Here is a 19,909-nt window from a genome sequence, read left to right as displayed (position 1 = left end):
GGCAATACTTTGTCCAATATAGAGGGGGTGCCTTGGGGCGCTCTGTGCTTGCAGGGCACATTTTGAATAATCGTATTATGATTTTTAATTTGTTGAATCAGGGGGCGACTGATTTAACGCAGTTGAGTCAAAATAGCCACGGTCGACGTTTCTTTAAGAAAGAGGGGGTGTTGTGTGCTGAAGTGTCGTATCCGCGTGAGCAATTTAGAGCACACAATTGGAATATTTTAGATAGCTGTGTGCAGTTGTAGTTTTTGTATATAAACATTTTGGTATAGAAATAAAAAAGCCCCAATGAGTAGGGGCTTTTTTACAGTCGTTTAGAAGCTTGGCTTCACGACCACTAAAATGACAACCGCAAATAAAATCAAAGTTGGCATTTCATTAAAATAACGCCAGAACTTATGCGATTTATAATGTGCATTTTCGATAAGCTTTTTACGGTAATAACCACATACAAAATGATAAATCACCAATAGTCCAACTAATCCAACTTTTAGGTAGAACCAAAGCGCTTCATGGTAGTGTCGAGTTGCATCACCCCAATCGACGAGGAAGTGCGCCGTGATCAGTGTAGCAATCATTGCGGGCCACATAATGCCGCGATATAGCTTGCGTTCCATGATTTGAAAGCGCTGATGACTCGTAGCATCATCACTCATGGCATGGTAGACATAAAGGCGAGGGAGATAAAATAGCGCTGCGAACCAGCAAACAACTGCGATGATATGTAATGCTTTGACCCAGAGGAAAGCATCTGATGGAGCATCCATATATTGACCCTTAAAAGGGCGGTGGGTGTGTGCTTTGGCACCGAAGCGCCAAAGCAGCAAACTTTATATTAAGCTTCCCATTTTTTGAAAACGAGGCAAGCGTTTACACCGCCAAAACCAAAACTGTTACTCATCACAGTATTCAATTTTGCATCACGTTTTTCAAGTACGATATCAAAAGGTTTTGCACCTTCATCAAGTTCAGTCACGTTGATGTTTGGTGCAATAAAGTCATTTTGCATCATCAAAATAGAGTAAATCGCTTCTTGTACACCTGCAGCACCGAGGCTGTGACCTGTCATTGATTTAGTCGAGCTGAGCGGAGGAACTTGTCCTTCGCCGAAAGCACGTTCCATCGCTTTAAGTTCAGTAACATCACCAGCCGGAGTAGATGTACCGTGTGTATTTACATAGTCAATTTTGTCTACGCCGTGTTGTTTTGCTTCTTCAAGCGCCATCAGGACACAACGAGTCGCACCTTCACCTGATGGTGCAACCATGTCTGCGCCATCTGAATTTGCTGCATAGCCGACAACTTCAGCCAAAATGTTTGCGCCACGTGCTTGAGCATGTTCAAGAGATTCTAGTACAACGAAGCCACCACCACCTGCGATCACGAAACCGTCACGGTCAGCAGAGTAAGGGCGTGAAGCAGTCTCTGGAGTGTCGTTATATTTTGAACAAAGTGCGCCCATTGCATCAAATAAAAGACTTTGTGACCAATGGTCTTCTTCACCACCACCGGCAAGCATTAAGTCTTGTTTGCCCAATTGAATCAGGTTGTATGCATAACCAATGGCATCTGCAGATGTTGCACATGCGCTAGTAATGGTGTGTGCAATACCTTGCATTTTAAATGCAACACCCACGTTTGCGGTAATGGTGTTGGTCATGTTACGTGGTACAAAGAATGGACCAACTTTACGTGCACCTTTAGTGTCTAGAAGTTCTTTCATTTCAACAACAGATGCAGTTGAACCACCACCTGACCCACCCGCAATACCGTAACGTGGATTACCACCAATTTGTTCTGCTGTTAAGCCTGCATTTTCTACTGCAGCCAAAGCTGAGTTGTATGCATACATTGCGCATACGCCCATAAAGCGTTTTAAGCGGCGGTCAATACCGTCAAAGTTTTGTTCTGCAGCCGCACTGACATGACTTTTGAAATTAAGTTCAGCATAACTTGGGTTGAAACGTGTTCCAGAAATCCCGTTTTGCAAAGAATGAGTGACATCTTCTAATGTATTACCAATGCATGAGTTGATGCCCATACCAGTGATTACAACACGTTTCATCTACAGATCCTTTATAGGTAGTGTGTGAGCAAGCTATTGAAAGTATACGAAGGAAACTTTCTAAATAGACGAACTCATATAATTTGATTGGAATAATGATAGCAGAAAGCTTTTTGAATTCTTATGGCAAATCCTATGCCTATTTTTGACTGAGCTAATTTGCAACGATGCAGCAAAAAACTTAACTTAAAGATACATATTCAAGTTGTGATAAAGTTTGACTACACCTAGTATTTATCAAGAATTTCAAGAATAGTCTGAATGGGGTAGGGAATGGCGAAAACGAATAATAAACCAACGGCTGGTCTGCTCTCAAACGCCTTTGGAGTGGCTAAAAAGCTCAGTTCTACAGGGGTGTCTATTATCAATCATGTTGCACCCGAATCTGTAACTAAGGTCATTCAGCCACAAAAGAATGGTCAAACCTTGGAAGGTCAGTCACGTCAGATGAGCGTATTTGATGTGAAAAAATATGATAATCCGCAGCAAATTCTGCGTGAACATGTTCCGAATGTTTCTAGACAATTATTCGGTCGACATTTTAATACCGTAAATAATGTAGCTAATTTTGTTGCCCCTCAATTTAGCGACAAGATTTCTGACTATCTTTTTGATCGATTGAATCATTTTAGTTCGGATATTTCATCTGTAGATGCAGTGCTTGATGAAGCTGGCGTACGTGATTTAGAAGAGTTGACACAAGATGTCGATCGTTCGCGTCGTATTAGTCAGGCTCTGGGTGAGCAAAATAAATGGATTGCTTCGATTCAAGGGGCTTTAACAGGTGCGACAGGTGTCATTGGTTCAAGTATTGATATCCCTGCTTCACTGATTATGACTCTGCGAGTGATTTATCAAGTTGGACGTTCTTATGGTTTCGACTTAAGCAAAGAAAGTGACCAAGATATTGTTCAGTTTATTTTTAAACAGGTCGACTTGAGTTTAATTGCAGAAAAACAAACTTTGCTTATGGCAATAAAAGCTCTGAGTAGTACGCTACAAAATAGTGATTTACATCAATTGCAGCAATTGGTGGGTTCAGATACTGATGCAGCAGCATTGAAAAAATATGTACTAGATGAAAATGGTCAGTTTAAGTGGGCATGGCTCAATCAAATGCCAAAAGTTTCATTGTTAAATCAGCTATCACGATTATCTCCTGTGGCGAGTGTTGGTGTAAGTGTAGTGTATAGTCGCCGTTTAGTGGATGAAGTGAATCAGAAGGCACAGCAAGTCTTTTCTAATGCGCGCCAATATATTTTGCAGCATCAGGATATTAGCTTGTCACCTTTACATGCCTATGAGCGTTCTCTTGAGTTGCTTGCTCAAGCAACACCTAAATTACTAGAAGGTATTAAGGCGAAAGATATTGATTTGGCTGAGCCGGTACTAGATCAGACCATAGATGTTGCAGGTCATGAGAGTATCCGCGCAGTAAAAGTCATCAAAAAAGCACAAGTTAAAAACTCTGATGCAGCCGAAGTGGAAGTAGAGCAGGAACAAAAAGTCTCAGAAGGTTTGGAGGCACTTGCGGAGAAAGTTGTTGAGCCTCATGCACCCGGGGCTGCGCAAAAACCTACTTTAGCTGAAAAAGATGAGTTTGATGTGTTGGAATCTGTACAGCAGGAGGATGTCCCAGTGGAAAAAGCTGCACCCAAAACTAAGCCGCGTAAAGCCAAAACAGCAGCCGTAGATAAAGTTACAAAAAAATCAGCAGATTCTTCTGAAAAATAAACTATTTATTTGTGGGTGAAAAATTGCGCAAATCACGATGAATAAATGTTTTCGATGATCGTATATTGTTGACCAATTTTAAGTCTTCGCTTACAATTGCATGCCCTCAAAAAGTAGTATTTTTTGGGGCTTTTTATTAACGGGAGAATTGCCAAATGGCAACAACAAATCAGTTGATCCGTAAGGGTCGTACAACTTTAGTTGAAAAATCTAAAGTTCCTGCGTTGAAGGCTTGTCCACAACGTCGTGGTGTTTGTACACGTGTTTACACAACTACACCTAAAAAACCTAACTCAGCAATGCGTAAAGTTTGCCGTGTTCGCTTAACTTCAGGTTTCGAAGTTTCTAGCTACATCGGTGGTGAAGGCCATAACCTACAAGAGCACAGTGTTGTTCTTATCCGTGGTGGTCGTGTTAAAGATTTACCGGGTGTACGTTACCATACCGTTCGTGGTTCTTTAGACTGTGCTGGTGTTAAAGATCGTAACCAGTCTCGTTCTAAATACGGTGCTAAACGTCCTAAGAAATAATCTGAAAAGATTAACTTCTTAGTTCGTTAGAACTGCAATCCTTTATCGTCTCGCTTGTCTGATTTCTGCATTTTTTGTGAAAATTCCAAGCGACGTATAGTAAGGCCAGCGAAAGCACATGACACTTTGTGCACCTGCTGGAGTAACCTGAAGTGTCATATTTATTAGGTGTATTAAAATGCCAAGACGTCGCGTAGTTGCTGCCCGTGAAATCCTTCCGGATCCTAAGTTCAGCAGCCAAACAATCGCTAAATTCATGAACCACGTAATGCAAGATGGTAAAAAATCTATTGCTGAAAGTATCGTTTACGGTGCTTTAGACCGCGTTCAAGAAAAATCTAAAGTAGACCCAGTTGAATTTTTCGAGACTACTCTTGAAAAAGTTCGTCCTATGGTCGAAGTAAAAGCACGCCGTGTTGGTGGTGCTACATACCAAGTGCCTATGGAAGTACGCCCATCCCGTCGTACTGCCTTGGCTATGCGTTGGTTAGTAGATGCTGCTGCTAAGCGTTCTGAAAAAACTATGGCTTTACGTCTTGCTGGTGAGTTGCTTGATGCAGCTGAAGGTAAAGGCGCAGCGATCAAAAAACGTGAAGATGTGCATCGTATGGCTGAAGCCAACAAAGCCTTCTCTCATTACCGTTTCTAAGCGGATAAAACAGCCCCTATTCAGGAGGGTGACAAATCAGTTGTCACTGTTTTGTCATCGAATCGCTTTAAGTTGCTATGCAGCTTAAAGCGTCCTGTTTTAAACAACAAAATTTAGGAATGCTAGAAATCATGGCTCGTCAAACCCCAATTTCTCGTTATCGTAACATTGGTATCTCTGCGCACATTGATGCTGGTAAAACTACCACTTCAGAACGTATTTTGTTCTACACAGGTGAGAGTCACAAACTTGGTGAAACTCACGAAGGTTCTGCAACTACAGACTGGATGGAACAAGAGCAAGAACGTGGTATTACTATTACCTCAGCGGCAGTAACATGCTTCTGGAAAGGGATGGGTAACCAATTCGAACAGCACCGTATTAACGTAATTGATACCCCAGGACACGTAGACTTCACTATTGAAGTTGAACGTTCTATGCGTGTTCTTGACGGTGCATGCATGGTTTACTGTGCTGTAGGTGGTGTACAACCTCAGTCTGAAACTGTATGGCGTCAAGCAAATAAATATAAAGTTCCACGTATTGCATTCGTGAACAAAATGGACCGTACTGGTGCGAACTTCTTCCGTGCTGTTGAACAAGTTAAAACACGTCTTGGTGGTAATCCAGTGCCAATCGTTGTTCCAATCGGTGCAGAAGAAAACTTCCAGGGTGTTGTTGACCTAATCGAAATGAAAGCGATTATCTGGGACGAAGCGTCTCAAGGTATGAAGTTTGAATATGGCGAAATCCCTGCTGAATTAGTTGAACTGGCTAACGAATGGCGTACTAACATGGTTGAAGCTGCTGCGGAAGCATCAGAAGAACTCATGGACAAGTACCTTGAAGAAGGTGAGTTAACTAAAGAAGAAATCGTTTCAGGTTTACGTGCACGTACATTGTTGAATGAAATTCAACCAATGCTTTGTGGTTCAGCGTTCAAAAACAAAGGTGTTCAACGTATGTTGGATGCTGTAATTGAATTCTTACCTGCGCCGACTGATGTCGAGGCGATTAAAGGTATCCTTGACGACAAAGACGAAACTGAAGGTTCTCGTGAAGCGTCTGATGATGCTCCGTTCTCTGCGCTTGCGTTCAAAATCATGAACGACAAATTTGTAGGTAACTTAACATTCGTACGTGTTTACTCTGGTGTGCTTAAAGCAGGTAGCCCTTGCTATAACCCAGTTAAAATGAAGCGCGAACGTGTTGGCCGTATCGTACAGATGCACGCAAATGACCGTCACGATATTGAAGAAATTCGTGCGGGTGATATCGCAGCATGTGTAGGTCTTAAAGATACTACGACTGGTGATACATTATGTGATGAAAACAATGTAATTACACTAGAGCGTATGGAATTCCCAGAGCCAGTAATTGCGCTTGCGGTTGAGCCTAAAACTAAAGCTGACCAAGAAAAAATGTCTGTTGCTTTAGGTCGTTTGGCGAAAGAAGACCCTTCATTCCGCGTACGTACTGACGAAGAATCTGGTCAAACAATTATTGCTGGTATGGGTGAGCTTCACCTTGACATTATTGTTGACCGTATGAAGCGTGAATTCAACGTTGAAGCGAACATTGGTAAACCAATGGTAGCTTACCGTGAAACGATCAAAAAATCAGTTGAACAAGAAGGTAAGTTTGTACGTCAAACTGGTGGTAAAGGTAAGTTTGGTCACGTATACGTACGTTTAGAACCACTTGCTGAAGATGCTGGCAAAGATTACGAGTTCGCTGAAGAAGTTGTAGGTGGTGTAGTACCTAAAGAATTCTTCGGTGCGGTTGACAAAGGTATCCAAGAACGTATGAAGAATGGTGTCCTAGCTGGTTATCCAGTGGTTGGCATCAAAGCGACATTGTTCGATGGTTCTTACCATGACGTCGACTCTGACGAATTATCGTTTAAAATGGCGGGTTCTTACGCATTCCGTGACGGTTTCATGAAAGCAGATCCTATCTTGCTTGAACCAATCATGAAAGTTGAAGTAGAAACTCCAGAAGACTACATGGGCGATATCATGGGTGACTTAAACCGTCGTCGTGGTCTTGTTCAAGGTATGGACGATTTACCTGGTGGTACTAAAGCTATCCGTGCAGAAGTTCCACTTTCTGAGATGTTTGGTTACGCAACTCATATGCGTTCTATGTCTCAAGGTCGTGCGACTTATTCTATGGAATTCGCTAAATACGCTGAAACACCACGTAACGTGGCTGAAGGCATCATCGCTAAGTTCCAATCTGGCGGTAAAAAAGGTGACGACGAGTAATCTTTCGATTACTATAAGCCCAAACTAATTCATAGTTAAAAACCAAATGCTCATGCAGTATCCCTGCATGAGTAGTTTAAAAAGGAAGATCTCATGGCTAAGGCTAAGTTCGAACGTAATAAGCCACACGTTAACGTGGGTACAATTGGTCACGTCGACCACGGTAAAACTACTTTAACAGCTGCAATTGCAACTGTATGTGCAAAAAAATTCGGTGGTGAAGCGAAAGATTACGCTGCAATCGACTCTGCACCAGAAGAAAAAGCACGTGGTATTACAATTAATACTTCACACGTAGAATACGATTCTCCAATCCGTCACTACGCTCACGTAGACTGCCCAGGTCACGCCGATTATGTTAAAAACATGATTACTGGTGCTGCGCAAATGGATGGTGCGATCCTTGTATGTGCTGCGACTGATGGTCCAATGCCACAAACTCGTGAACACATCCTTCTTTCTCGTCAGGTAGGTGTACCTTACATCGTTGTATTCTTAAACAAATGCGACCTTGTTGATGACGAAGAACTTCTTGAATTAGTAGAAATGGAAGTTCGTGAACTTCTTTCTACTTATGACTTCCCAGGCGACGACACTCCAGTAATCCGTGGTTCTGCTCTTGCAGCGCTTAATGGTGAAGCTGGTCAATACGGCGAAGACGCTGTAGTTGCTCTTGTTGAAGCGCTTGACTCTTACATTCCAGAGCCAGAACGTGCTATCGACCTTGCATTCCTTATGCCAATCGAAGACGTATTCTCAATTTCAGGTCGTGGTACAGTAGTAACTGGCCGTGTTGAAACTGGTATCGTGAAAGTAGGCGAAGAAGTTGAAATCGTTGGTATTAAAGATACAGTTAAAACAACTGTAACTGGCGTAGAAATGTTCCGTAAACTTCTTGACGAAGGTCGTGCGGGCGAGAACTGTGGTGTTCTTCTACGTGGTACTAAACGTGAAGACGTTCAACGTGGTCAAGTACTTGCTAAACCAGGTACAATCAAACCGCATACTAAATTCGACGCAGAAGTATACGTACTTTCTAAAGACGAAGGTGGTCGTCACACTCCATTCCTTAACGGTTACCGTCCACAGTTCTACTTCCGTACAACTGACGTAACTGGTGCGATCGCGCTTAAAGAAGGCGTAGAAATGGTTATGCCTGGTGACAACGTAGAAATGTCAGTAGAATTAATCCACCCAATCGCAATGGACGCTGGCTTACGCTTCGCGATCCGTGAAGGTGGTCGTACAGTTGGTGCTGGTGTAGTTTCTAAAGTAACTGCATAATCACTAAATGTGTGAAAAAAGCGCCTCTTTGAGGCGCTTTTTTTTGCTTATTCAATATGATAGGAAAATTGTCTGACAATATTTTTGAAAGCTGTCCTTTAGTGATAATTCACTGTCCTTAACTGAAATAATAACAATTCAATAAAACCGTAATATGAACTCAAGAAAACCAATAAAAAGTTTGAGTATTTAATAACTCAAAAAAGGAGTTAGGCATGAACGCTAAAGTAAAGATTACTAATCGAGCAGGTGCAAGTTTCCCTGTACGTCGCATGAATTTTGATTTTGATGCGGTACCAGAGTACTGGATGAATGGCTCAGCAGGTTTGACACATTTTATGACCGCATTATCTGCTTTATTTCCAGCGGGTGAAATGTTCTTTATTGATAGTGTGCGTGCCGTACGTAAACACCCAGCAATCGCAAATAATGAAGCCCTACAAAAAGAAATTAGTGCTTTCATTGGTCAAGAAGCGATGCATACGCAAGAGCATGAGGGTTTTAATGCTTCTGCACAAAAATACGGTCATGATGTCGAAACACTTGATAAGGCAACGGGTCGTGTTATCCAAGGTGTGCGCAAAGTCTTTGCACGTATTGGTAAACCTGTTGGCATTACTCAAGAAATGGTGGATCTAACCGCAACCACGGCACTTGAGCATTTCACTGCAACCATTGCTTCACAGTTATTAGTTAACCCGCATATTCAAGCTTTAATGACAGATGAAACCATGAAAAATATGTGGTTGTGGCATGCGATTGAAGAAAATGAACATAAAGCCGTGGCTTATGATGTTTTTGAAGGTGTCTTTGGTCAGGGAATAAAGGCCTACGCACTCCGTACAGGTTCATTGATTGGCGCAATGGTGACTTTATTCTTCGTACAAAGTTATTTTGTCGCTCGTTTATTAAAAGAAGATAACAAGCTTAATTTTGAAGCATTAAAAGATATTTATACCTATGGTTATAGCCCTTCAAAAGGCATCATCACTGGTATGGGGAAAGAAATGCTGATGTATTTTAAACCCGGTTTTCACCCGAATGATTTAGATACTTCAGGTTTGTTAAAAACGTGGAAAGTATATTTGGGGCTCTAATCACAGCGCTGTGGTGACTTTTTGAGAAGGGCGATGTAAATCGCTCTTTTTTTTTATTCAACTTTAGAGGCAAACTTTTTATAATGCGCATACCCTAGCTATAGAAAGATAAACGAAGATGATTCGTTTGATGCAAGACGCTGATGTACAGCAGGTTTACGATATCGAGCGCCGCGTACAAAGCCATCCTTGGACCATAAAACAATTTCAAGAATCGATTGCTGCCTATCAAAGTACAGTGATTGAGCGACAAGGAAAAGTTGTAGGTTTTTGCATTTTACAACCCGTTTTGGATGAAGCAAATTTATTGCTAATGGCGATCGATCCGGGCCAGCAAGGCAAAGGCTTAGGTTTTCAATTGCTCGATGAATCTATTGCTTTACTCAAAAATAACCCCATTCAAATCTTCTTAGAAGTACGAGAAGGTAATCAACCTGCGATCCGTTTATATGAAAAAGCGGATTTTCATCAAATCGATTTGCGAAAGAATTATTATCCAAATGCCGATGGAACACGAGAACATGCCATTATTATGGTGAAGGCTTGTAGTGATGATTTTGCAGCTTTATTTAAATAAAAGTGGTGAAGCGTAGTCAGATTTAAAGAAAGCATTCGTGAATAAACGGATGCTTTTTTATTGAATATCTTTTGTTGATCCCTTTTATTTAATAATAGGATTATTCCAACCAGAAGGCAGGGTGGTCATAAGGGAATCCCCCAGTTGGCTGATTTCTTCTTGGGTCAGTGGTCGGTTGAGTCGACGCCATTGTCCATCAAGCAGAAGTTCCAGTGGAATATACTGAGATTTATAATTCATTTTTTGCGAATCGGGCACCCAATAGCCCAAGTAGACATATTGCAGTCCAAGCTTTTGTGCATGCTCGATTTGTTTCAGAATGGCAAAAGTACCTAATGAGCGACGGCTTTCATCAGGATCAAAAAAGGTATATACCGCTGAAATACCATCATCGAGTGGATCACAGGTAGATACACTGATCAGTTGCTCATCCAACCACAGCTCTAAAAAGAAACTGTCAGTGCAGCTATTGATTAAAAATTTTTCAAATTGATCTTGGCTGGGTGGGTACATATCACCATCAGCATGCCGTTCATTGATATAGCGTTCGTACAGGGCATAATGCTTTGCATCGGCATCTTGAGGGCGGCTAATTTTCACCGTTAAATCTTGATTCCGTTTCCACGCTTTTTTTTGCACGCTGTTCATTTGAAATTCAAGAACAGGCACACGTGAGGACAGACATTGGCGACAAAGATGACATTCAGGGCGGTAGACAAAATCCCCACTACGACGAAAACCCATGCGGGAAAGTTCAGATAACGTGACCACATCAATACGATGGACAGGATCAAGAAAGACCATCCGAGCAGATTTATTTTCTAAGTAGCTACAATCATGCGGAGGCGTGATGTAGTACTGTAATTCGTTCAACAGGGACTTCGGTTGATAGGAATTCATTGTAATATCCCTCTTTTATTGTCATGCGCTGAGACTTGCCCATTGCGCTATTGTTTTACTTGAAAATACACTGTCCTGATACTTTTTCCAATCGATAGAGGGTTGTTTAACAACATCTTGTAACGAATTAAGGTATTGTTGGCGAGAAAGTGTACTCGCACCTAAGCTTAAGAGGTGATCGTTGACCAATTGGCAATCAATCCATGGTAGTTGATTCTCTTGCCCGATGAGCATTAAGGTGTAAAACGCCATTTTAGAGACATCTGTTCGTGTACTAAACATAGACTCGCCAAAGCAGCCATGACCAATATTGACCCCATAGAGGCCACCGACAACGATCTCGTTTTCCCAAACTTCAATGCTATAAGCATAGCCTGCGTCAAACAGCGCAGAATATCCCTGAATAATATCTTCTGAAATCCATGTTTCATTGGCATAACTACGCGGCAAAGAACATGAGCGAATTACAGTTTCAAACGCATGATTAATGGTGATCTTATAGTCCATTTTTTTCATGCTGCGTAATAAGGATTTGCTTGGATGATAGTCCTGCGGTCGAATAATACAGCGGGGTTCAGGACACCACCAACAAATCGGATCACCTTCACTGAACCATGGGAAAAGACCGTGACTATAGGCTTCAAACAGTGTGGAAGGGGAGAGGTCAGCACCGATGCAAATTAAGCCTTCACCTTCGGGATCGCATTCAACAGGATCGGGGAAAGTAAATTCAGAAGGAGGGAGGATTGGCATGCCAAGCTTCTTATTGAGGTATACGGATTTTTATCATACATAAAAAAGCCGACCATCAGGTCGGCTAATTTTTAAAACTATTTAGCTAAGCAAATGACTTAAGCAAAAGATTATTCACCGAGTGCATCAAGGTATTTTTCAGCATCGAGTGCAGCCATACAGCCTGAACCTGCAGAAGTAATCGCTTGACGGTAAATGCTGTCGGCAATATCGCCCGCAGCAAATACACCCGGAATAGATGTTTGTGTTGCATTACCCGCAGTTCCGCTTTGAACTTGGATGTAGCCATCACGTAGGTTTAATTGACTATCAAAAATACCGCTGTTTGGTTTGTGACCAATTGCCACAAACATACCAGTGACATCAACATTTTGAGTTGAATCATCTTGTGTAGATTTAATACGTACAGATGTCACACCGGTGTTATCGCCAATGACTTCATCCACTTGGTGATTCCAGATGATGCTGATTTTACCTTCTTTTTCTTTTGCAAAAAGATGATCTTGCAGAATTTTCTCTGAACGTAAAGTATCACGACGGTGTACTAGAGTCACATGAGAGGCAATGTTCGATAGATACAGCGCTTCTTCGACAGCAGTATTACCACCACCGACAACCATGACTTTTTGGTTTTTGTAGAAGAAACCATCACATGTTGCACATGCGCTTACGCCTTGACCCATAAATGCAGCTTCAGATTCAAGACCTAAATATTGTGCAGTTGCACCTGTACAAATAATTAATGCATCACAAGTGAACTCTTCCATATCGCCTTTAAGTACGAACGGACGAACATTGAGGTCAACTTCATTGATATGGTCATACACGATTTCTGTGCCAAAACGCTCAGCATGTGATTGCATTTGTTCCATTAGGGCAGGGCCAGTTAAGCCTTCTGCACCACCTGGCCAGTTGTCTACTTCTGTTGTTGTAGTCAATTGACCGCCTAATTGAATACCTGCGATGAGTGTCGGTTTCAGGTTCGCACGAGCAGCGTATACCGCAGCGCTATAACCTGCAGGACCAGAACCTAAAATAATTAGACGTGAGTGACGAGCGCTCATCCGTAGAATCCTTTTTTTATATGATAATTTGTGGAATTATACGTCAAAGTTTGAAACGATTGTGTGAGATTAAAGTCGATATTATTGATCATCGAAATCGTTTTGAGCTATATAGAAGAAAGTTAACAACTATACTTAAATTATCTTGCATCTTTTTTATTGAACAGGTGCATAATAACAGGTTTAGATTCAGCCCATTTTGTTGTGGGTAATGACAAAAACATTCATGAAGAATTGGTTACAGGAACGTATATGACAGCGGTGTCGGGTGCATATGCACAGCGCTTAATAATGACATTATTCCTTGTTTCATTTGGGATATATCTGTTCCTTGCAACAGTCACATATACGCCATTTGATCCGGGATGGATGCATTTATCCAGTGATACTCAGCAAGTTTCAAATGCCAGCGGCGTCGCAGGCGCATGGATAGCTGACTTACTCTATGGATTTTTAGGTTGGGCAAGTTTGCTGATACCTGTCTATTTATTTCTCGAAGCAATTCAAGTCTGGTGGCCACGTAGTTTTCTAAACCGTCCATTTCGCTATGCTGCTCAGTTCTTTATTTTACTGGCAACTTCAAGTTTACTTTTCCTGTTTTGGAATGTTCCCGAAGATACTTTAGAAAATGCATCGGGCGGGATCATTGGCTATGAACTGGGTCAAAGTCTTGAACAAATATTAACGGTCTATGGTGCAGCAGTATTTCTCATTGCATTTTGGATCATGTTGTTCACTTTGGCCTTTGGTATCAAGTGGAATAAGACATGGGCAACCATGAAGTCCACACCGGCTTATCTCCAAGATTTGTTCTATCGCAATGTGCCTGAAGGCGACACCGCATTTGACCGTACAGTACCAACGACTAAAAAAGATAGTGCTGCTGCGCATGCATCAAAAGTGGTTGCACCAGTAACACCGGCCGACGAACATCATGCGGTCGATGTCGATCCTGTGGTACGTGATCGCGTCGCTGAACGTTTATTTGATGATATTGCCGATAAAGAATGGGCAGACAAAGAATGGAACGCACAGCATTCATCTGCGGTAGATTTGGCAGAGACTGCTACGCTATCTGATGAAGATTTTGAACATACCTTGGCGAAAGTGCATCAGCTTGAACAAGATCAACAACGTGTTGTTGCAACAGGTGAAGTTTGGCGCGCATTACATTCCAATGATGACCAACGTCATAAACAAGATATTGATGCTTTACTGAAAGCGGCAGAAGAAGAGCAGCCTGCCAATCAAACTGAATATTTCAACAAAACAGCAGATGTGCATTCGAATTCTCCGACAGAAGCGGTGCAACCTGCTAAAAAATCAGTGGATTGGGATGATGATGAAATCTTCGATGAGCTGTTAGCGGCTGTCCCGAATAGTAAAACAGCGACGGATGTGCATAGCCCATTTAATACAGCGCAAAATGAAAGTCCAACAACGCATTCAAATGAATTTGCTACAGGTGCTGCTGCCACAGTTGCAGGTTTAGGTGTAGCTGCTGCACAGATTACACCGCTGACCACACCGAAAAATATCAGTGCTGAAACCGAATTTAATGATCTCGATGATTTGCTGGTTGAAGAAGCAGAGCGAGCGATAGAACAGGCACAGCCAGTTCGTACAACCAGTAGTTATGCGCAATCTACGCCTTTGGTTCGTGCTGAAATCAATACACAGCCGCAGACTTTTGTATCTGATGATGAAAAAGCCTTAATCAGCTCGAATAAAGATGCATTCCGTGAAGTGTGGCAAGAAACGGCGGGTAAACCTGAAGACATCGATTTAGATCTCGAAGATGATTTTGACTTTGATGCGCCTTTAACCGATGCTTCTGGTCGTCCAATGTCACGTGCGATGCAAGTGGCACAAAAACGCTTGGATTTACCGACTTTGCCAGGCTTGGAAATATTAGATCCGGTTGATCCGAATAAGAAAGTTAATTTCACTGCAGAGCAATTGTCTCGCTTGTCTGAACTTTTAGAAATTAAACTGCAAGAGTTTAACGTCAAAGCCAAAGTAGTAGAGGCACAGCCGGGCCCTGTCGTGACACGTTTTGAACTTGACTTGGCACCCGGTGTCAAAGCGTCGAAAGTCACCAATATTTCACGTGACTTGGCGCGTTCAATGTCTATGGCCTCTGTACGTGTGGTGGAAGTGATTCCAGGTAAACCCTATATCGGGATTGAAGTTCCGAATAGTTCACGTGAAATGGTTCGACTTATTGAGCTGTTAGAAACGCCGGCATACCGTGATCCAAATGCCTTACTTAGTATGGCGATGGGTAAAGATATTTCGGGTAATCCTGTCTTGGCAGATTTGGCGAAAGCACCGCATATGTTGGTGGCAGGTACTACGGGTTCTGGTAAGTCAGTCGCAGTCAATGCCATGTTGTTGTCGATGTTGTTGAAATATACACCTGAGCAATTGCGACTTATTATGATTGACCCGAAACAGTTGGAACTTGCCAACTATAACGATATTCCACATTTATTAACGCCTGTTGTAACTGACATGAAAGATGCGGTGAGTGCATTGAACTGGTGTGTCAATGAAATGGAGCGTCGTTATAAGCTGATGTCTTTGATGAAAGTGCGTAAGCTGACTGACTTTAACCGCAAAATTGAAGAAGCAATGGCCAATGGTGAAGATCTGATTGATCCAACTTGGAAGCCAGATGACTCAGCAACGCAAAGTCGTGCGCCACGTTTACAGCCTATGCCGTTGATCGTAATTGTTGCCGACGAATTTGCCGACATGATCATGCAAGTGGGTAAAAAAGCCGAAGAAATGATTACCCGTCTTGCGCAAAAATCACGTGCGGCAGGGATTCATTTGCTGTTGGCGACACAGCGTCCAACCGTAGATGTGGTGACAGGTTTGATCAAAGCCAATATTCCAACGCGTGCTGCGCTACGTGTGAACAGTAAACTGGATTCACGTACTATCTTAGATGCTGGTGGTGCGGAAGACTTACTGGGTCATGGTGATATGTTGTTCCTCGGACCGGGTAAAATTGAGCCTGAACGAGTACATGGCGCGTTTATTTCAGACGATGAAGTGAACCGTATTTGTGATGCATGGCGTGAGCGCGGTGAACCGAATTATGTCGATGAAATCCTCACGCCTTATGATGAAGAGCCGACATCTCGGGGTTTTGAAGATGGTGATGGTGGCTCAGACCGTGATGCGTTGTATGATCAATGTGTTAGTTTCGTTTTAGAAACACGTAAAGCATCGACCTCATCTTTACAGCGTAAATTCAGTCTCGGCTATAACCGTGCTGCACGGATTATTGATCAGATGGAAGAAAATGGTATCGTCAGTGGGATGGGGCCAAATGGTAAACGAGATATTTTGGTCTAAGTCCTAAAACAAAAAACCTGCTTCGGCAGGTTTTTTTATTTTTAGATTGTGAACTCTTCTTGGTAGAACATGGACTGGGCAATTTCGATAAAGGCTTTGCAGGCAGGGCTCATGAGTTTTTGATTTTTTACCGCGAGTCCAATCTGCCGTTGCGTATTAGGTGAAAGTGGACGTTTCACCACATGTGGATGCAATGCCAACAGCTCAGCAGGCATCGCCATATCTGCAACAATAGCAATCCCTTCCTGTAAATTCACCATATTTAAAATGGTTAACAGTTGCGACATTTGATAGGTGATTTTAGGTTGTATGTGGTGTTGTTTAAGCAGTTTTTCGACATGGGACTGGCTGCCTGCACGGGTCATAATAAAGGGGTAATTTTGCAGGTCTTGGATATTTAAATGACTGTGTTTGGAAACTGAATAACTATCTGGAATCAAGGCAATGAAAATGTCTTGAATTAACGGGAAGGTGAACAGCTGCGGCTTAGGGAGTACGGCAAAACCCACATCAATCTGACGTTCAGAAATCCAACGAGACACTTCTGCATCGGTACCTTCTTCGACATAGATCTCAATGTGCGGATAGCGCTCTCTATATGCCTTTAATAGCTCTGGAAGCAGATGAATCGAACTAGAAGAACCAAAAGAGCCAATTCTCAGCGTTCCTTGTTGAATACCATGTGCGGCATGCACTTCTTGTTGCATGATTTGTGCGGTATTGATGACTTCTTTAGCATGCAGTAATAACTGCTGACCAATATGAGTCAGGCTAATTTCGCCTTGTTCACGGCTAAATAAGCTGACATTCCAATGTTGCTCTAAACACTTTAGGGTATGAGAGACAGCTGACTGAGTAATTCCCAGCTGTCGAGCAGCGAGAGTAAAGCTTTGTTGTTCTGCGACTTTAATAAAAATTTCAAGCTGAGAAAATGTCATTGCCATGAGTAATTACTCATTTTGTTATGAGTCTAGATGAGGATTATATTGTGCTACATAAATGGTTAAAGATGAAATAGCTTGTTTATTTCAAGGCGTACAGCATGAATATCGTCGTCGCATTGTTTCCCCTCGTTGCATTAATAGCGATGGGCTATATGCTTAAATGCACACAGTTTGTTCAGGATGAATTTTGGGCAAATTCAGAAAAACTCAATTACTACGTTTTATTTCCTGTGCTGCTATTTTTGAATGTATCAGCCGTGCAATTGGATATGAACACTGTTTCACGAATGTTGACAGTACTGGTTGCGGGCACCTGTTTGATCAGCATCGTGTTGTGGGGGATCAAGCAGTTTATGCATATCCCCGTGCAGCGTTTTGGCGTGTATATCCAAAGTCATATTCGTTTTAATACCTATATTGGCTTGTCATTAATGGGGGCGCTGTTTGGCTCAGAAGGCATGCAAATGTTTGCCATGTTAATTGCCGTTGCTGTGCCCTTAGTTAATATTATTTCAGTATTGGCTTTTTCAAATTTAAGTGTGAAGCAATTGGGGCAGACCTGTCAGTCCATCGCAAAAAATCCCTTAATTTTAGGCTGTGTGGCAGGGGTATTGTTTAATTTATCAGGCTTGAGTCTGTTTAAAGGCTTACCTGAATTATTAAAAATATTGGCAGCCATGAGTTTACCGCTCGGACTACTTTCCGTTGGGGCAGCATTACAGTTTCAGCAAATGCGCGCCGATCTACGTCGTTTAAGTTTAAATACGATAGGGCGCCTCATGTTAATGCCATGTATGGCTTATCTATTGAGTACATGGATGGGTTTGACTGATTTTGAACGGATGATTTTAGTGGTCTTTTTTGCTTTGCCGACGGCATCATCGTCCTATATTTTGACACGCTATTATCAGGGCGATTCACAACTGATGGCGGCGATTATTAGTGTGCAAACCATTGGTTTTGGCTTGATGTTTCCATTGCTCATGTTGACCGTGCATTGATTATGATGATATTCAATAACGCCGGTATTAAATAAGATAAAAAAGCCCGCATCATGCGGGCTTTTTTTGGTACTCGAAATTAAGCAAATTTTGCCAATACTTCGAGGAAACCTGCGCTTTGACGTGGATATTGAGCAATCACGTCATGAATACGCTGACCTTCAGGATTAGTTGCGTTCACATCACGACCATCGGCAACGAATTGAGTCAAAAGACGCTCATAGTCATTTGGACGCATATGTTTGAAAGCATGGTAAAGCACGTGAAAGTCGCCATTCACTCCTTCAGGAGGAAGCTGAGTTAAGTAGGCAAATACACGCTCATCTGACCATTCTTCATTGAACGTTGCTGGCTGAGATAATGCCATCGCAATCTCCTTGCTGGTTTGATATATAAAAAAGCAAAATTTGAGACTAGATCAGCAAAGCAAGGCTTTACTCATTTAGTCTATTCGAAGCAAAGCTTCTGGTCTTGCGCCAGAACAAAGCAGTGCTTTGTTCTGGCTCATATTTTGCCTTGATTCAATTTGCTTGACTAATCAGTATTCAGATTAACGTTCTTCAGGCAAATTGATATTCATTTCAAGCATTTCGATATTTGCTTCAGAACGTACAGACATTTGAATGTGTTGTTCATCGACACCACGCACATAGCGGTTAACGACTTGCATGATTTCTTTTTTCATCATGTCAATTTTGTCTTGGCTTAAGCGTTTACCTAAACCATTTTCAGACGCTACGATAACTTTTAAACGATCTTTTGCAGTTTGTGCACTAGATGGTTTTTCGTCGCTGCTAAAAAGTTTACTCCAGAACCCTGCCATGATTACGCTCCAAATAGACGTGCTAACCAACCTTTAGGTTTTACCGTAATGTGACGGTAAGGGCGCTCTTCACCTAAGAAGCGAGCCACCAAGTCATCGTAGGCTTGGCCTGCTGCATCTTCTGTAAATAGAATAACAGGTTTACCTTCGTTTGATGCTTGTAGCACGCTCTTACATTCAGGAATTACGCCAAGTGTTGGTACGCGCAAAATATCTTTTGAAATGTCATCAACCGTCAACATTTCTTGTTTATCAGCACGTTCTGGGTTGAAGCGTGTAATACATAAATGTTTACGAATACGACCTTCGTTTTGTTCGACTTTTTTGGTTTTGCTATCTAGCATCCCAATAATACGGTCAGAGTCACGTACTGAAGAAATTTCAGGGTTAGTCACAATAATCGCTTCATCAGCATGATACATCGCAAGAATAGCGCCACGCTCAATACCCGCAGGTGAGTCACAAATGATGTAATCGAACTCTTGTGAAAGTTCGTCCATAACACGTGCTACACCTTCATCTGTTAACGCGTCTTTATCACGTGTTTGAGATGCTGGCAGAATGTAGAGATTTTCAATATCTTTATCGCGAATAAGCGCTTGCTGTAATCGAGCTTCGTTATTCAGAACATTGACAAAGTCATAGACCACGCGGCGTTCACAGCCCATGATCAAGTCTAGGTTACGTAAACCCACATCAAAGTCGATCACAACAGTTTTGTGGCCGCGTAGAGCTAGGCCTGTTGCAAAAGATGCGCTTGTAGTTGTTTTACCTACGCCACCTTTACCTGATGTTACGACAACAATTTTCGCCACCGAATCCACTCCTGTTATGGTTTAAATCCCCTTT

Annotated in this window: 19 protein-coding genes; 10 read left to right on the top strand and 9 right to left on the bottom strand. The window is 42.1% G+C overall.

Features of this window, described 5'->3' with window-relative positions; translation table 11 throughout:
* Positions 1 to 62: 62 nt before the first annotated feature.
* Positions 63 to 251, top strand: coding sequence for a hypothetical protein (locus FTV04_RS09785; RefSeq protein ID WP_180089345.1), 189 nt, complete (start codon positions 63 to 65; stop codon positions 249 to 251).
* A gap of 69 nt (positions 252 to 320) precedes the next feature.
* Here the strand turns inward: FTV04_RS09785 and hemJ are convergent, their stop codons facing one another.
* Both hemJ and FTV04_RS09775 read right to left on the bottom strand, forming a co-directional pair.
* Positions 321 to 773, bottom strand: a complete 453-nt coding sequence (gene hemJ, locus FTV04_RS09780; protein WP_180022661.1) for a protoporphyrinogen oxidase HemJ — start codon at positions 771 to 773, stop codon at positions 321 to 323.
* Positions 774 to 841: 68 nt separating this feature from the next.
* Positions 842 to 2,071 carry a beta-ketoacyl synthase N-terminal-like domain-containing protein gene (locus FTV04_RS09775; RefSeq protein WP_078190050.1) on the bottom strand — a complete coding sequence of 410 codons (1,230 nt, stop codon included), beginning with the start codon at positions 2,069 to 2,071 and terminating at the stop codon, positions 842 to 844.
* A 273-nt stretch (positions 2,072 to 2,344) separates the two neighbouring features.
* On the opposite strand from FTV04_RS09775, the gene FTV04_RS09770 reads away from it, so the two are divergent.
* The 7 genes from FTV04_RS09770 (at position 2,345) to rimI (ending at position 10,209) form a co-directional block, all read left to right on the top strand.
* Positions 2,345 to 3,805 (top strand): EcsC family protein, encoded by a 1,461-nt coding sequence (locus FTV04_RS09770; RefSeq protein WP_180089344.1) that lies wholly within the window; start codon positions 2,345 to 2,347, stop codon positions 3,803 to 3,805.
* Between the two features lie 155 nt (positions 3,806 to 3,960).
* The gene (gene rpsL, locus FTV04_RS09765) at positions 3,961 to 4,335 is read left to right on the top strand and encodes a 30S ribosomal protein S12 (RefSeq protein ID WP_000246374.1); all 375 of its coding nucleotides are present in this window, start codon (positions 3,961 to 3,963) and stop codon (positions 4,333 to 4,335) included.
* Between the two features lie 178 nt (positions 4,336 to 4,513).
* Positions 4,514 to 4,984: a 30S ribosomal protein S7 gene (gene rpsG / locus FTV04_RS09760; protein ID WP_005011815.1), complete on the top strand. Its 471-nt coding sequence runs from the start codon at positions 4,514 to 4,516 to the stop codon at positions 4,982 to 4,984.
* A 131-nt stretch (positions 4,985 to 5,115) separates the two neighbouring features.
* Positions 5,116 to 7,251 (top strand): elongation factor G, encoded by a 2,136-nt coding sequence (gene fusA / locus FTV04_RS09755; protein ID WP_180004228.1) that lies wholly within the window; start codon positions 5,116 to 5,118, stop codon positions 7,249 to 7,251.
* Positions 7,252 to 7,344: 93 nt separating this feature from the next.
* Positions 7,345 to 8,535, top strand: coding sequence for an elongation factor Tu (gene tuf / locus FTV04_RS09750; RefSeq protein ID WP_078190047.1), 1,191 nt, complete (start codon positions 7,345 to 7,347; stop codon positions 8,533 to 8,535).
* A 215-nt stretch (positions 8,536 to 8,750) separates the two neighbouring features.
* A complete protein-coding gene (locus FTV04_RS09745; RefSeq protein WP_168379090.1) occupies positions 8,751 to 9,632 on the top strand; it encodes a metal-dependent hydrolase in 882 nt (293 codons plus the stop codon).
* 118 nt (positions 9,633 to 9,750) lie between these two features.
* A complete protein-coding gene (rimI, locus tag FTV04_RS09740; protein ID WP_168379089.1) occupies positions 9,751 to 10,209 on the top strand; it encodes a ribosomal protein S18-alanine N-acetyltransferase in 459 nt (152 codons plus the stop codon).
* A gap of 84 nt (positions 10,210 to 10,293) precedes the next feature.
* On the opposite strand, the gene FTV04_RS09735 is transcribed toward rimI, so the two are convergent.
* The 3 genes from FTV04_RS09735 to trxB all read right to left on the bottom strand — a co-directional run bounded on the left by FTV04_RS09735 (position 10,294) and on the right by trxB (position 12,926).
* A complete protein-coding gene (locus tag FTV04_RS09735) occupies positions 10,294 to 11,109 on the bottom strand; it encodes an arginyltransferase (protein WP_168379088.1) in 816 nt (271 codons plus the stop codon).
* 21 nt (positions 11,110 to 11,130) lie between these two features.
* Positions 11,131 to 11,862, bottom strand: coding sequence for a leucyl/phenylalanyl-tRNA--protein transferase (gene aat / locus FTV04_RS09730; RefSeq protein ID WP_180089343.1), 732 nt, complete (start codon positions 11,860 to 11,862; stop codon positions 11,131 to 11,133).
* 110 nt (positions 11,863 to 11,972) lie between these two features.
* Positions 11,973 to 12,926, bottom strand: a complete 954-nt coding sequence (trxB, locus tag FTV04_RS09725; RefSeq protein WP_180089342.1) for a thioredoxin-disulfide reductase — start codon at positions 12,924 to 12,926, stop codon at positions 11,973 to 11,975.
* 252 nt (positions 12,927 to 13,178) lie between these two features.
* On the opposite strand from trxB, the gene FTV04_RS09720 reads away from it, so the two are divergent.
* A complete protein-coding gene (locus FTV04_RS09720; protein WP_180089341.1) occupies positions 13,179 to 16,292 on the top strand; it encodes a DNA translocase FtsK in 3,114 nt (1,037 codons plus the stop codon).
* Positions 16,293 to 16,333: 41 nt separating this feature from the next.
* On the opposite strand, the gene FTV04_RS09715 is transcribed toward FTV04_RS09720, so the two are convergent.
* Positions 16,334 to 17,230 (bottom strand): LysR family transcriptional regulator, encoded by an 897-nt coding sequence (locus tag FTV04_RS09715; RefSeq protein ID WP_180089380.1) that lies wholly within the window; start codon positions 17,228 to 17,230, stop codon positions 16,334 to 16,336.
* A gap of 104 nt (positions 17,231 to 17,334) precedes the next feature.
* On the opposite strand from FTV04_RS09715, the gene FTV04_RS09710 reads away from it, so the two are divergent.
* Positions 17,335 to 18,237 carry an AEC family transporter gene (locus FTV04_RS09710; RefSeq protein WP_180089340.1) on the top strand — a complete coding sequence of 301 codons (903 nt, stop codon included), beginning with the start codon at positions 17,335 to 17,337 and terminating at the stop codon, positions 18,235 to 18,237.
* Between the two features lie 79 nt (positions 18,238 to 18,316).
* Here the strand turns inward: FTV04_RS09710 and FTV04_RS09705 are convergent, their stop codons facing one another.
* The 3 genes from FTV04_RS09705 to minD all read right to left on the bottom strand — a co-directional run bounded on the left by FTV04_RS09705 (position 18,317) and on the right by minD (position 19,875).
* Entirely contained in the window at positions 18,317 to 18,604 is a 288-nt protein-coding gene (locus FTV04_RS09705; protein ID WP_067766167.1) for a PA4642 family protein, read from the bottom strand.
* Positions 18,605 to 18,787: 183 nt separating this feature from the next.
* Positions 18,788 to 19,060, bottom strand: a complete 273-nt coding sequence (minE, locus tag FTV04_RS09700) for a cell division topological specificity factor MinE (RefSeq protein WP_078190039.1) — start codon at positions 19,058 to 19,060, stop codon at positions 18,788 to 18,790.
* A 2-nt stretch (positions 19,061 to 19,062) separates the two neighbouring features.
* A complete protein-coding gene (minD, locus tag FTV04_RS09695) occupies positions 19,063 to 19,875 on the bottom strand; it encodes a septum site-determining protein MinD (protein WP_180089339.1) in 813 nt (270 codons plus the stop codon).
* Positions 19,876 to 19,909 lie beyond the last annotated feature (34 nt).

This window comes from Acinetobacter sp. YH12219, from assembly GCF_013417875.1.
Classification (GTDB): Bacteria; Pseudomonadota; Gammaproteobacteria; order Pseudomonadales; family Moraxellaceae; genus Acinetobacter; species Acinetobacter amyesii.
Note: the sequence above shows the minus strand (reverse complement) of the source record. Positions and strands in the feature narration are given on the sequence as shown.